Source organism: Methylobacterium sp. 4-46 (assembly GCF_000019365.1).
In the GTDB taxonomy this organism is placed as follows: Bacteria; Pseudomonadota; Alphaproteobacteria; order Rhizobiales; family Beijerinckiaceae; genus Methylobacterium.
In genome coordinates this window covers 6156127-6169466 of sequence record NC_010511.1, presented here as the reverse complement: position 1 = coordinate 6169466, position 13340 = coordinate 6156127, and the positions used below count along the sequence as shown (strand labels likewise).

The 13340-nt window shown below is 69.2% G+C and carries 11 protein-coding genes; 7 read left to right on the top strand and 4 right to left on the bottom strand.

Annotation, left to right across the window (positions count from 1 at the left end; translation table 11 throughout):
* Positions 1-6 precede the first annotated feature (6 nt).
* Genes M446_RS27145 through M446_RS27115 form a run of 7 tightly spaced genes read left to right on the top strand, consistent with a single transcriptional unit; the run spans position 7 to position 8984 of the window.
* Complete coding sequence (locus M446_RS27145; RefSeq protein WP_012335298.1) at positions 7-3069, top strand: FAD-binding and (Fe-S)-binding domain-containing protein; 3063 nt, start codon at positions 7-9, stop codon at positions 3067-3069.
* Positions 3066-3980, top strand: coding sequence for a DUF1932 domain-containing protein (locus M446_RS27140; protein WP_012335297.1), 915 nt, complete (start codon positions 3066-3068; stop codon positions 3978-3980). Before M446_RS27145 ends, M446_RS27140 begins: the two co-directional genes overlap by 4 nt.
* A gap of 42 nt (positions 3981-4022) precedes the next feature.
* Positions 4023-4697, top strand: coding sequence for an RraA family protein (locus M446_RS27135; RefSeq protein WP_012335296.1), 675 nt, complete (start codon positions 4023-4025; stop codon positions 4695-4697).
* Positions 4698-4756: 59 nt separating this feature from the next.
* Entirely contained in the window at positions 4757-6076 is a 1320-nt protein-coding gene (locus M446_RS27130; protein WP_012335295.1) for an MFS transporter, read from the top strand.
* A gap of 34 nt (positions 6077-6110) precedes the next feature.
* Positions 6111-7031 (top strand): SMP-30/gluconolactonase/LRE family protein, encoded by a 921-nt coding sequence (locus tag M446_RS27125; RefSeq protein WP_012335294.1) that lies wholly within the window; start codon positions 6111-6113, stop codon positions 7029-7031.
* An 11-nt stretch (positions 7032-7042) separates the two neighbouring features.
* Positions 7043-7981 carry an amidohydrolase family protein gene (locus M446_RS27120; protein ID WP_012335293.1) on the top strand — a complete coding sequence of 313 codons (939 nt, stop codon included), beginning with the start codon at positions 7043-7045 and terminating at the stop codon, positions 7979-7981.
* A gap of 37 nt (positions 7982-8018) precedes the next feature.
* The gene (locus tag M446_RS27115) at positions 8019-8984 is read left to right on the top strand and encodes an amidohydrolase family protein (protein WP_012335292.1); all 966 of its coding nucleotides are present in this window, start codon (positions 8019-8021) and stop codon (positions 8982-8984) included.
* A gap of 306 nt (positions 8985-9290) precedes the next feature.
* On the opposite strand, the gene hmpA is transcribed toward M446_RS27115, so the two are convergent.
* The 4 genes from hmpA to M446_RS27095 all read right to left on the bottom strand — a co-directional run bounded on the left by hmpA (position 9291) and on the right by M446_RS27095 (position 13258).
* Positions 9291-10502 (bottom strand): NO-inducible flavohemoprotein, encoded by a 1212-nt coding sequence (hmpA, locus tag M446_RS27110; protein ID WP_012335291.1) that lies wholly within the window; start codon positions 10500-10502, stop codon positions 9291-9293.
* A gap of 737 nt (positions 10503-11239) precedes the next feature.
* Complete coding sequence (locus tag M446_RS27105) at positions 11240-11746, bottom strand: IS630 family transposase (protein ID WP_043701682.1); 507 nt, start codon at positions 11744-11746, stop codon at positions 11240-11242.
* A gap of 47 nt (positions 11747-11793) precedes the next feature.
* Positions 11794-12132 carry a winged helix-turn-helix domain-containing protein gene (locus M446_RS27100; protein WP_083784745.1) on the bottom strand — a complete coding sequence of 113 codons (339 nt, stop codon included), beginning with the start codon at positions 12130-12132 and terminating at the stop codon, positions 11794-11796.
* Between the two features lie 241 nt (positions 12133-12373).
* Positions 12374-13258: a LysR family transcriptional regulator gene (locus M446_RS27095; protein ID WP_012335290.1), complete on the bottom strand. Its 885-nt coding sequence runs from the start codon at positions 13256-13258 to the stop codon at positions 12374-12376.
* Positions 13259-13340: the final 82 nt, after the last annotated feature.

The following is a 13340-nucleotide window of genomic DNA, read 5'->3' as shown; positions in this document are numbered from 1 at the left end:
CCCGCCATGATCCCGCGCCTCCCGCCCGATCCCGTCGCGCTGCCGCTCTACCCGGCCTTCTGCGCCGAGTTGCGCGCGCGGGGCTTCTCGGGCGACCTGTCGCTCGGTGCCGCCGACCGCACGGTGCTCGCGACCGACAACTCGATCTACCAGCTGACGCCGCAGGCCATCGCCTTCCCGAGCGGCCTCGACGACCTCGTGCGCATCGCGACGCTGCTGGCCGAGGAGCGCTTCTCCGGGATCCGGATCGCGCCGCGCGGCGGCGGCACCGGCACGAACGGGCAATCCCTCACCGACGGGCTCGTGGTCGACCTGTCGCGGCACATGAACCGCATCCTGGCGATTGATCCCGCGCAACGCACCGCGCGGGTCGAGGCGGGCGTCGTCAAGGACCAGCTCAACGCGGCGCTGAAGGCCCACGGGCTGTTCTTCGCGCCCGAACTCTCGACCTCGAACCGCGCCACGATCGGCGGGATGATCTCGACGGACGCCTGCGGCCAGGGCTCCTGCCTCTACGGCAAGACCCGCGACCACGTGCTCGAACTGACGAGCGTGCTCTCCGATGGCACCGTCTGGCACTCGCAGCCCCTCGACGACGACGAACTCATGGCCGTGCAGGCGCGGCCCGACCGGGCGGGCCACATCCACCGCGAGGTGGACCGGCTCCAGCGCGAGAACGCGGCGCTCATCGCCGAGCGGTTTCCGCCGCTCAACCGCTGCCTCACCGGCTACGACCTCGCCCATATCCGGCGACCGGACGGGCGCTTCGACCTCAATGCCCTCCTGTGCGGCGCGGAGGGCACCCTCGGTTTCCTGGCCGAGGCGACGCTCAACGTCCTGCCGCTGCCGAGCCATGCGGCCCTGGTCAATGTCCGCTACGCCAGCTTCGACGCGGCCTTGCGCGATGCGCAGGCCCTCGTCCCGTTCGGGGCCGCCTCGATCGAGACGGTCGACTCCACGGTACTCGCGCTCGCGCAAGGGGATCCGGTCTGGGAGAGCGTCGCCGCCTTCTTCCCCGAGGACGACGGCGAGCGGGCGCGGGGCGTCAACCTCATCGAGTTCGTCGGCGACGGCGAGGATGCGGTCGAGGCGGCGGTCGGCCGCCTGACGGCGGCGCTGGATGCGGGCGGTGCGGCCGGGGGACGGCGCGGCTACACGGTGGCGCGCGGGGAGACGCACGTCTCGCGCATCTGGAACATGCGCAAGAAGGCGGTCGGGCTCCTCGGCAACATGAAGGGGGATCGGCGGCCGATCGCCTTCGTGGAGGACAGCGCGGTCCCGCCGGAGAACCTCGCCGACTACATCGCGGAGTTCCGGACGGCGCTCGACCGGCGCGGCCTCGATTACGGCATGTTCGGCCACGTCGATGCCGGGGTGCTGCACGTGCGGCCCGCCATCGACATGAAGGCACCCGGCGCCGAGGCCCTGATCCGCGAGGTCACCGAGGAGGTCGTCGCGCTGACGCAAGCCTATGGCGGGCTGTTGTGGGGCGAGCACGGCAAGGGCGTGCGCTCCGAGTTCTCGCCGCGGTTCTTCGGCCCGCTCTACCCGGTGCTGCAGGCCGTCAAGGCCGCCTTCGATCCGGGCAATCAGTTCAACCCCGGCAAGATCGCAGTGCCCGCGGGCGAGGCGCTGCTCACGGTCGACGGCGTGCCGACCAAGGGCGGGCACGACCGCGCGATATCGCCGGAGGTGCGGGCGGCCTACGACGGGGCGCTCCACTGCAACGGCAACGGCGCCTGCTTCACCTGGGACCCGGACGAGGCGATGTGCCCGTCCTGGAAGGGCACGCGCGAGCGGCGCCACTCGCCGAAGGGCCGCGCTCAGCTCATGCGAGAATGGCTGCGCCGGCTCGCGGCCGCGGGCAGCGACCCGCTCGCCGAGGCGGCCGCCTTGCGGGCGCGGCCGGCCTGGCGCGCCTTCCCGGCCCGGCTCGCGGCGACGCTACGCCGAGGCGACGATGTCTCCCACGCGGTGCACGAGGCGATGGCGGGCTGCCTCGCCTGCAAGTCCTGCACCGGCCTCTGCCCGATCAAGGTCGACGTCCCGAGCTTCCGGGCGAGGTTCCTCGAACTCTATCACGGCCGCTACCTGCGGCCCCTGCGCCACCACGCGGTCGCCTCCCTGGAGGCGATCGTGCCCTGGCTCGCGAAGGCGCCGCGGCTCGCCAACCTGGCGACGAAGCTTGCCGGCGCGATCGGCCTCGTCCACGCGCCGAAGCTCTCCGGGCTCGATCTGAAGCGGGAGATCGCGCGGCGCGGCGTGGCGCTCGCGGATGCGGACGTCCTGGCGGCGCTGCCGGCGCCCGAGCGCCTCACCAGCGTCGTCGTCGTGCAGGACGCGTTCACGAGCTACTACGACACGCCGGTCCTGCTCGCCCTCCTCGACCTCCTGATCGGCCTCGGCCTCCGGCCCTGGCTCGCGCCCTACCGCCCGAACGGCAAGCCGCTGCACGTCCACGGTTTCCTCGGCCGCTTCGAGCGCCTCGCGGAGAGAAACGCGGCCGATCTCGGCCGCTTGGCCTCGACCGGCGTCGCCCTCGTCGGCCTCGATCCGTCGATGACGCTGACCTACCGGTCGGACTACGCCCAGGCCCTGCCCGGTCGCGACCTGCCGCGTGTCCACCTCGTGCAGGAATGGCTCGCCGCCCGGCTCGACCGCGCCTCGCGGGCACCCGAGGCCGAGACCTACTGGCTCCTGCCGCACTGCACCGAGCGGGCGACGGCGCAACCCGCCGTGGCGGCGTGGTCGCGCGTCTTCGCAGCCTTCGGGCTGACCCTCGAGGTGCTGCCCTCCGGCTGCTGCGGCATGGCCGGGACCTACGGCCACGAGGCCGAGCACCGCGCGCTATCCGAGCGCATCTACGCCCTCAGCTGGGCGGCTCCCGTCGCCGAGAAGGGCCGGTCGGGCCGCCTCGTCGCCGACGGCTATTCCTGCCGGAGCCAAGCCAAGCTCATCGACGGCGTGCGGCTGCCGCACCCCGTCGAGATCCTGCGAGACCACGTCGCCAAGGCCTCCGTCCTGCGCGGCACCGCCCCCATCGCACACGCGACAAGGAGTTCCTCATGACGGACCGCACGCAAGTCAGGCTCGGCCTCGTCGGCTACGGCGAGATCGGCAGCACGCTCGGGGCGGGCCTGCGCGGCGCCGGCCTCGAACAGATCGCCTGCTACGACAAGTACGCCTTCGACGGTCCCTATGCCGACCTGATCCAGGGCCGGGCGCGCGAGGCCGGCGTCACCCTGGTGCGCTCGAACGCGGAGCTTGCCGAAGCGAGCGACCTGATCGTCAGCGTGACGCCGGGCGCGGCCTCGCTCGAGAGCGCGGACGCCTTCGCGCCCGTCCTGACGGGCCGCCATACCTTCCTCGACTTCGCCTCCGCCACGCCGAAGATCAAGCAAGGCGTCGCCGAGCGGCTGGGGCCGAGCGGCGCGCTCCTCGGCGACGGCGCGATCGAGGGCACGCCGCTCCACGGCTATTCCATGCGGATGCTGTCGAGCGGCCCGGCCGGCGAGCGCGTGCGCGACCTCCTCGTGCCCTGGGGCATGCAGATCGCGTTCACCGGGCCGGTGCTCGGGACGGCCTCGGGCATCAAGATCATCCGCTCCGTCCTCATCAAGGGCATCGAGGCCCTGACGGACGAGATGCTGCTCGCCGCCCGCCAGTACGGGATCGACGAGGTCGTGCTCGCCTCCGCCTGCAAGACCCTGGCGCGGCCCTGGATGGACACCGTGCAGAGCCTGACGCCCTCGGGCGTCATCCACGCCAAGCGCCGCGCCGAGGAACTGGAGATGTCGGCCGACGCCGTCGCGGATGCGGGCGTCGAGCCGATCATGGCCCGCGCGGTCGCCCAGCGGCTGCGCTGGAAGGAGAGCCTCGGCCTCAAGGACCACTTCAACGGCGTCGTGCCGGCGACCTACCAGGAGGCCCTCGACGCCATGGCGCTCAAGGCCGGCCTCACGCGGCCCGACCCGGCCTGATCCTCCCGTCTCCCACTTCTTCCGTCATCGAGGACGCAAGCCATGTCCATCGGGTTCAAGATCCATTCCCGCCCCCGCGCGGTCGACGCGGCCACGGTCGAGAAGTTCAAGGCCATCGCCGTCGCCAACATCAGCGACTCCATGAACCGCATGGTGCATGGCGGGCCGCGCCTGCGGCCGCTCCACGCCGCAGGCGTCCTCGCCGGTGCCGCGCTCACGGTCAGGACGCGGCCTGGCGACAACCTGATGGTGCACGCGGCCCTGAACCGCGCCGCCCCGGGCGACGTGCTCGTCATCGATGCGGGGGGCGACCTGACGAACGCGCTCATGGGCGAACTGATGCTCTCCCATGCCCAAGAGATCGGGGTCGCGGGCGTGATCCTCAACGGCGCCGTGCGCGATTCCGGCTGGATCCGCGCGAACGCCCTGCCGGTATTCGCCGCCGGCATCACCCATCGCGGCCCCTACAAGAACGGCCCTGGCGAGGTGAATTGCACCATCGCCCTCGACGGCATGGTGATCGAGCCCGGCGACCTGATCGTCGGCGACGACGACGGCGTCGTCTGCGTGCCCTTCGACCGCACGGAAGAGGTCTTCGCCGCGGCCGACGCCAAGCAGCGGGGCGAGGCCAAGACCATGGCGGCGATCAGGGCCGGCACCGTGGACCGCTCCTGGGTCGAGCGCGCCCTGCGGGACGCCGGCTGCGAAGGCCTCTGACCCGCCCGAAGGCCGCGAGACGGCGGCCTGCATCGAAGACCACCCTGGGAGGACAGGACGTGAGCGCCACAGAACACCCGTCGCAGTCCATCGAACGCACGACCATGCGCCGGGTGATCCTGCGCCTCGTGCCGTTCCTGATGCTCTGCTACTTCTTCGCCCTGCTCGACAGGGTGAATGTCGGCTTCGCGGCGCTGCAGATGAACAAGGACCTGGGGCTGACGCCCTCGATGTTCGGGTTCGCCGCGAGCCTGTTCTTCGTCTCCTACTTCCTGGTCGAGGTGCCGAGCAACCTCACGCTGCAGCGCGTCGGCGCGCGGCGCTGGATCGCCCGGATCATGATTACCTGGGGCCTCGTCACGATGGGCATGGCCCTCGTCACCGGCCCGACCTCCCTCTACGCGATGCGGTTCGTGCTCGGCGCGGCCGAGGCGGGCTTCTTCCCGGGCGCGATCCTGTACCTGACCACCTGGCTGCCGAACGAGTACCGGGCGCGGATCCTCGCCACCTTCACGGTCTCGATCCCGCTCGCGACCTTCCTGGGCTCGCCGCTCTCGGTCTCGCTCCTCGAACTCGACGGCGCGCTGGGGCTCAAGGGCTGGCAGTGGCTGTTCGTGCTGGAGGGGCTGCCGACCGTAATCCTCGGGATCGCCTGCCTGTTCGTGCTCGTCGACAAGCCCCGGGAGGCCGGCTGGCTGAGCGAGACGCAGCGCGACTGGCTCGTCGGGCGCCTCGCCGAGGAGGCCGCGCGCAAGAAGCCCGTGGGGCACCTCTCCCTCTGGCAGCTCGCCCGCAACAAGTACTTCGTGACCATGGCGCTCGTCTGCGCCGGGGCGTCGGCCACCGGCAGCGTGCTGTCGGTGTGGCAGCCGCAGATCATCAAGTCCTTCGGGCTGACCAACCTGCAGACCGGCTTCGTCAACTCGATCCCCTACGGCATCGCCACGGTGCTGATGATCCTGTGGGGCCGCCGCTCGGACCGCAGCGGCGAGCGCACGTGGCACACGGCGATCCCGCTCCTGCTCGCGGCCTTCGGCCTGACCTACCTCAACCTGTCGGGCGGCATCGCCACGACGATCCTGGCAGTGTCCTGCGCGCTCGTCGGCGCCTACGCCTTCAAGGGGCCGTTCTGGGCGCTGTCGGCCGGCTGGCTCTCGGCCGGGACGCTCGCGGCGGGCCTCGCCGGCATCAACGCGATCGCGAACCTCATCGGCGGCGGCCTGATGGTCAACGTCGTCGGCCTCGTGAAGGACGCGACGGGGAGCTTCACCCTCGGCATGCTCCCGGTCGCGGCGCTCGATGCGGCGGCCGCCCTCAGCGTCGTGATGATCAGCCGCGCGCATGCCCGCGACGCGCGCACGGCCGCCGCCGCGGCCTGACGGCTCCGTTTCGCCCCCCTGTCGAGGATCCTCTATGTCGTTCTTCGCGCCCCCGCCGGCCGTCACGGCCGAGATCTTCACGCGCCTGCCGGATCGCTTCCGCAACCCGCGCCCCACCGCCTGGGCGAACGCCAACCGCGGCGGGCACGCCATCGATTCCTTCCTGGAGGGGCCGGTCTTCGACCGCGCCGGCCGGCTCTACGTCACCGACATCCCCCACGGCCGCATCTTCCGCATAGACCCGGCCGGCGAGTGGGAGCTGATCGCCGAGTACGACGGCTGGCCGAACGGGCTGAAGATCCATCGCGACGGGCGCATCTTCATCACCTGCTACAAGCGCGGGATCATGTTGCTCGATCCCGACAGCGGGTCGGTGACGCCGTTCCTGGAGACGGCCGGCTCGGAAGGGTTCAAGGGCGTCAACGACCTCAGCTTCGCGGGGAACGGCGACCTCTACTTCACCGACCAGGGCCAGACCGGGCTGCAGGATCCGACCGGCCGGGTCTACCGCCTGCGCCCGTCCGGCGAACTGACCTGCCTCATCGACACCGTGCCGAGCCCGAACGGCATCGTGATCGACACCGCCATGCAGAACCTCTTCGTCGCGGTGACGCGGGCGCAGCAGATCTGGCGCATCCCGCTCAACGCCAGCGGCCTCGTCGCGAAGGTCGGCGTGTTCTCGCAGCTCCATGGCGGGCTCGGCGGCCCGGACGGCATCGCGCTCGATGCGGAGGGCTGCCTCCTCGTCGCCCATACGGGCTTCGGCTCGGTCTGGCGCCTCTCGCCCGTCGCCGAGCCGATCCTGCGCGTGCGCTCGCCGGCCGGGATCTCGACGACCAACATCGCCTACGGCGGGCAGGACGGTGCGACCCTGTTCATCACCGAATCCCAGACCGGAAGCATCCTGACGGCGCGCATGCCCGCGCCCGGTCAGGCCCTGTTCTCGCACGCCTGAGCGGACGCTCCATGACCCACACGATGACACGGCGCGGGCACCTCGCGCTCCTGGCGGCCGGGGCGGCTTCCATCGCCGGCCCTCGGCCCGTCTCGGCTCACGCCGTACGCTGGTCCGCCGGAACGGAGAGGCCGAGGCTTACCGTGCCACCGGGCGCGACCGACTGCCACCACCACATCTACGACGCGCGCTTTCCCGCGGCGCCCGCCGCGACCCTGCGCCCGCCGGACGCCAGCGTCGAGGATTACCGGCAACTCCAGCGCCGCCTCGGGCTCACCCGCAACGTCGTGGTGCAGCCCTCGACCTACGGCACCGACAACCGGCTGCTCGTCGAAGCGGTCAAGGCCTTCGGGTCGACCGCCCGCGGCATCGTGATGCTCGACGCGAGCGTCACAGCGGACGAACTGAAGCGCCTGCACGAGGCCGGGATCCGGGGTGTGCGGTTCGGGACGCGCCTACCGGGCGGCGCGCCGATCGAGGACCTGGAGCCGGTCGCCCGCAGGATCGCGGATCTCGGCTGGCACATCCAGCTCGTCTCCGAGGGCGAGAAGATCATCGGCTTGAGGGACGTGCTGGAGCGCCTGCCCGTACCAGTGGTGTTCGACCACATGGGGCACCTGCCGGAGCCGGAAGGACCTGACCACCCGGCCTTCGGGGTGATGGCGCGCCTGATCGAGACCCGGGGCGCCTACGTGAAGCTGACCGGCGCCTACATCCTCTCGAAGTCCGGCCCGCCCGCTTACGCCGATCGTGGCCGCCTCGCCCGCGCCTACGTCGCGCTCGCGCCCGAGCGGCTGATCTGGGGCTCCGACTGGCCGCACCCGACCTCGCCGGCCGAGGGCAAGCCCGACGACGCCGTCCTCCTCGACCTCCTGGCGGAGTGGGCGCCCGATCCGGCCGTGCAGGCCAAGATCCTCGTCTCGAACCCGGCCCGGCTCTACGGCTTCTGAGCCCGGCCCGATCCCATCGTCTTCGGGAGGACATGCTGTGACCACCTTCGACCTGTCGCGGCGCGACATCCTCAAGGCGGCTGGCCTCGGCGCAGCCGCGGCCGCGGGGCTGCCGGGCGGCCCCGCCCTCGCGCAAAACGCAGTGCCGTTCTCCGCCGGCACGGAGCAGCCGAAGACCGAGGTGCCGGCGCAGGCCTGCGACTCGCACATCCACATCTTCTCGACGCGCTTTCCCGCCTCGCCGCACTGGAAAGGCCAGCCGGTGTCCGACAGCGACGTCGCGGCCTACCGCCTGTTCCAGAAGCGGATCGGGACCAGCCGCACCGTTGTCGTGACCCCGTCGACCTACGGCATCGACAACCGTGCCACCCTTGATGGCGTGGCGCAGCTCGGCGCCTCCGCCCGCGCCGTCGTGGTCGTCGACCTCGACGTGACTGAGGCCGAGCTGAGGGACATGGCCGCCCGGGGCACGGTCGGCATCCGGGTCAACTTCGTGACCCCGCAATCCTGGGGCGTCACGACGGCGGAGCGACTGGAAGCGATGGCCCGGAAGGTCCAGCCCTTCGGCTGGCACGTCCAGGTCTACATGACCGGCGATCAGATCGCCGACCACGCCGAGGTGCTGGCGCGCCTGCCGACCCCGCTCGTCATCGACCACCTCGCCCGCCTCCTGCCCGGGCAGGGGCTCAACCACCGCGCCGTGCCGGTCGTCAGGAACCTCCTCGACGGCGGGCGGACCTGGATGAAGCTGTCGGGCGCCTACCTCAACACCACGAGCGGCCCGCCGACCTACGCGGACGCGACCGACGTCGCCAAGCTCTTCGCGAAGGCGGCGCCGGAGCGTATGGTCTGGGGCAGCGACTGGCCGCACCGCGGCGAGAAGCACATGCCGGACGATGCCGGCCTGTTCGATCTCCTGGCCGAGTGGGCTCCGAGCGAGGCCGCGCGACGGCGCATCCTCATCGACAACCCGGCCGCACTTTACGGCTTTGGCACATCCTGAGCAGCGAGCCCTTGGCCAAGCGTGGGCGGGGCCTGAATCCCTGCGCCGCTGCATGATCGGTGTCGGGCCGAGTGTCGAGGGATGACCGCTGGTTCCGGCTATGGGATCTCGTCTCAGGCCCTGCGACGTCCGCGCTTGAGACGCGCAGGAGGCTGATCTCGAAGGTCCGCTGTCGAGCGTCGAGCAGCCGTTCCGTTTGCAGTTATCGAACGTCCGCAACGGGCGCATGCTTTCGGTTCAATCGGTCATCATCAACGGAGCGGATTGCCTGCTCGCCGGCTATCCTCGCGAGGCTGGCCGCTGTGCTCAGGCGGCCAGCAACTCGTCGGCGGGACCGAAGAACTCGTAATGGATGCGGTCCGACCGGACGCCAGCTAGAGCGAGACCGCTTACGAAGGCTCTCAGGAACGGGCGTGGCCCGCACAGGTAGAAGTCCGCCTCGCCAAGCGGTGTGTTCGCCTGAAGCCAGTCCACGCTGATCAGGCCCGCATGATCATAGTCCTGCCCCTGGCGGTCCTCCGCCCGTGGTTCGACGTAGAAGGTTGTGGCCGTGATGTTCCCGTGTGCCTGTGTCAGGGATGCCACGTGCTCCTTCATCGCGTGCGTCGAACCGTTCAAGGTGCCGTGCACGTACTGGACCTGAACGTTCGGGTGTTGACTGGCGATGGTCTCCAGCATGCTCATCATGGGCGTCAGTCCGACACCGCCGCTCAACAGGACGACCGGCCGCGGCGACTCCTCGTTGAGGAAGAACTCGCCCGCCGGCGGCGCCACTCTCAGGATCTGTCCTTCCTGTGCCTGGTCGTGCAGCCAATTGGACGCGATCCCGTTCGGCTCACGTTTGACCGAGATCCGATAGGCCTCCTCGCTTGGCGCACTGGAGATGCTGTAGTTGCGCTTCAGCGGGTGCTGGCCCGGGATGTCGATCCAGAATGTCAGGTACTGCCCTGGCTGGTGGCGCAGGACGCGTCCGCCGTCCTCTGGGCGCAGAATGAAGGAGGTGATGATCTCGCTCTCGCGCCTCCTGCTGTCGATCTTGAAGTTGCGCCACCCCCGCCATCCGCCGGGAGCTGCGGCCAAGCTGGTGTAGATCGCGGTCTCACGCCCGATCAGAACGTGGGCAAGGAACCAGTAGGCCTCGCCCCACGCGGCGAGGATCTCGTCGGTTGCGGCCCCGCCCAGCACGTCCTTGATGGCTCCGAGGAGCGCCTCGGCGACGTGCGGGTAATGGTCGGGCAGGATGGTGAGCCCGACATGCTTCTGCGCGATGCGCTCGACTGCCGGAGCAAGGGCGCCGAGGTTGTCGATGTTTTGAGCGTAGGCGAGCACCGCCTGGGCCAGCGCCTTGGGCTGCGACCCGGTCTCACCATGATGCGACTGGTTGAAGAGATCGCGGATGTCGGGGTTTTGGAACATGCGCTCGTACATGCGCCGCGTGATAGCGAGGCCGTGCTGCTGGAGGGCGGGAACTGTCGCCTTGACGAGGTGGATGGTCGCGTCGCTCAGAGAGTCGGTCATGAGCTGATCTTCCTGGTGAATTGCTGGATATGACACTATTGAGGCGTGACGAATCAGGACAATCAATGCCCGCTTTCCATTGATGAAACCCGCAGGATGTTATTAAGCATGAGGATCCTGAGTTCGCCTGCTGTTTCATATTCCTTGAGCTGCCAAATTCATGACTCAGCGAGTGTGCAGGTGTTAGCACACAGCATCTTTCGACAGCAGAGGGCATTCGCCCCATTCAGCACGGACGCGTTCGATAGCCGTTGTTACTAGGCCGGCCAGCGATCATGGCCCGCGCTGCCGCCAGCTGCCTGTGAGAAGCGCTGAAAAACATTCGCATGACACTGGATCCTATTACATCGGTCCGTGCAAGTATAGGCCGTGCGATCGGCGCAGCCTTGATTTAGCGCAAGAGCCGAGCTGGTGCATAGCCCATTGCCGTCAACATGTCGGATCGTGACCCGTTCCGGACATTTGCGGCGCGTGCAAGAAGCGTCCGATTTCGAAGAGTTTCCCGACACGGTTCCCTGCCACCAGCCAGCCCGCAGGGCTTTCATGTCAAGCGCGTGAGAGGACGCAGCTACCGTGGCCGTGAGGAGTCAGTCTTTTATGGCATGCGGAACAGCAGCCCTGCGGAGGCGGTGTCTCGCGTGGAGCTAGATGAAGGTCCATGGGCCGCTGAGGCGGCAGCCCGTCCTCGACGCCGCGCCACACTCGGTGCCTTACCGCTAAGCCTTATACCGTCGCGCTTAAGCACTGACGCGTGCGATGTATGGGAAGTTGGCCAGGGAGCGGATGTGGCCTGGCTCTGCGGCGAGTGCGTTCCAGGCGGTGCAGCATGCGTCGAGGATCGCCTCGTAATCGTGGAACACTCGTGCAGAGAGGAAGCGCTCGCGCAGGTACAGCCAGATCCGCTCGACCGGATTGAGTTCGGGGCTGTAGGCGGGCAGCCGCACCAGCGTCACGGTGTCGGGCACGCGCAGATCCTTGGCGATGTGCCAGCCCGCCCCGTCCAGTACCACGACGGCATGCGTGTCCGGCTCGCGCGTGGCCGCAAACTGCGCCAGGAACAGGTTCATCGCCTCGGTCGAGACGCGCGGCAGCACCAGGCCGAAGGCCGAGCCGGTTTCCGGCTCGACGGCGGCAAAGATGTAGGCGGACTGGAAACGGCCGTCGCAGCGTCCCGACGGGCGCTGACCCCGCATCCACCAGCGACGGCCGCTGCGCCCCTTCTGCCCGACCCGCGCCTCGTCCATGAAAAAGAGGCGGATCTGCTGGCCGGGATGCGCCTCGGCGGCGCTCGTCAGAGCCGCGCGGAGCCCCTTTTTGCGAAGGCGGCGGCAGCTCTGGCGTCGCGCTGCGGATGAACGGGGCGCGTCTTCTGCTTCGACAAGCCCAGCCGGCGCACCAGGCGCGACATCGACTGGGGCAGCATGGTCTTGCCGAAGCGGGCTTCGATGAAGCGGCACAGGTCCGGCAGGGTCCAACTGGCGGGCTCGCCGCGGTCGGGATCGGGGCCCCGCAGGATATGGTGGACCAGCACCGCTTGCTCGCCCTCGCTCAGGCGCTCCGGCCGGCGGCCGGGCGGGCGGTCGACCAAGCCGGCGAGCCCCTCGGCGTTGAAGCGCTGACGGCATCGCAGAGCGCCTGTCGCTCGATCCCGGCCGCCCGTGCTGCCTCGGCCCGGCTCATGCCATCGAGCGCGTTGGCCACGGCTAGGAGGCGCAGAGCGGTACGCCGACGCGGCTCCCGCTTGGCCTGCCGTCGCAGTTCGGCGGCTGTGGCGATGTCGGTCCGGATCTCGACGGCACCCGTCACAGGCTCCTCCCCGCTTCAGGCAAGCAGCGAATCACGTCTGCTGATCCGTGAAAACCCTCTACGAGTCAAAATATAAGCGCGACGGTTTTACAGAATGTCTCGACAGCCGCGGGCAGGGTACGGCCAGCTTTCTTGATCAGACAGACCGCGCGTTCGAACCGTGGATCGGCGATCGGCCTTGAGCGGAGCGTGGCCTCGGCCCGGATCTCACGGGCGGAGCCTGGTAGGATTGTTAGGCCGAGGCCGGCCCGAACCATGCCTACCGCCGTCATCATGTAGGTCGCCTCACAGGCCACCACGGGAAGCCGGCCCGCCTCGATGAAGGCCCTATCGACCACTGCCCGCACACTGGTAGCGGGGTCCATCAACACCAAGGGATACTCGGCGAGTACTTCAGTCGTGACATTCGGTATCGTGCCGATCGGGTGGTCATGCGGATAGACGACATGCAGGACATCGCTCGTCCGATAAAGCGTACTGACCTCTGGATCGCGGATCTCGCCGCCGATGATGCCCAGATCAACCTCCTCGCTTCGCACGAGGTCTAACACCCGCTGCGCGATCACGTCCTTGATCTGAAACGTCACGCGGGGATGGTCGGCCCGGAACAGCGCAATCGCTTCGGCCAACGAACTCGCAGCGAAGGAGGGCAGCGTCGCAACACGCACGACCCCGTAGCGTTGGGCTGCGAGGTCGCGGGTGTCGATCACCACGCTGTCGAGTTCGCGCAGCACCCGCTGGAACACCGGCAGCAACTCGCGGCCGAGCCGTGTCGGCGCCACGGTGCGGCTGGTACGGTCAAGCAGCCGTGCATCGAGCGCCTCTTCCAGACGGCGGATCTGAACCGTGAGGGCGGGCTGCGATAGGTTCAGGAGGGTGGCCGCGCGGGTGAAACTGCCCGTCTGGACGACGGATACGAAGGCTCGGAGCTGCCGTAGATTCAGATCCATAGTTTGAGTTTATCGCAGCGATCCAATCTTTTCAATTGCGTTATGTAGTGTTTGGCGGCTTCCTCACAAAAGTAGCGGCGCC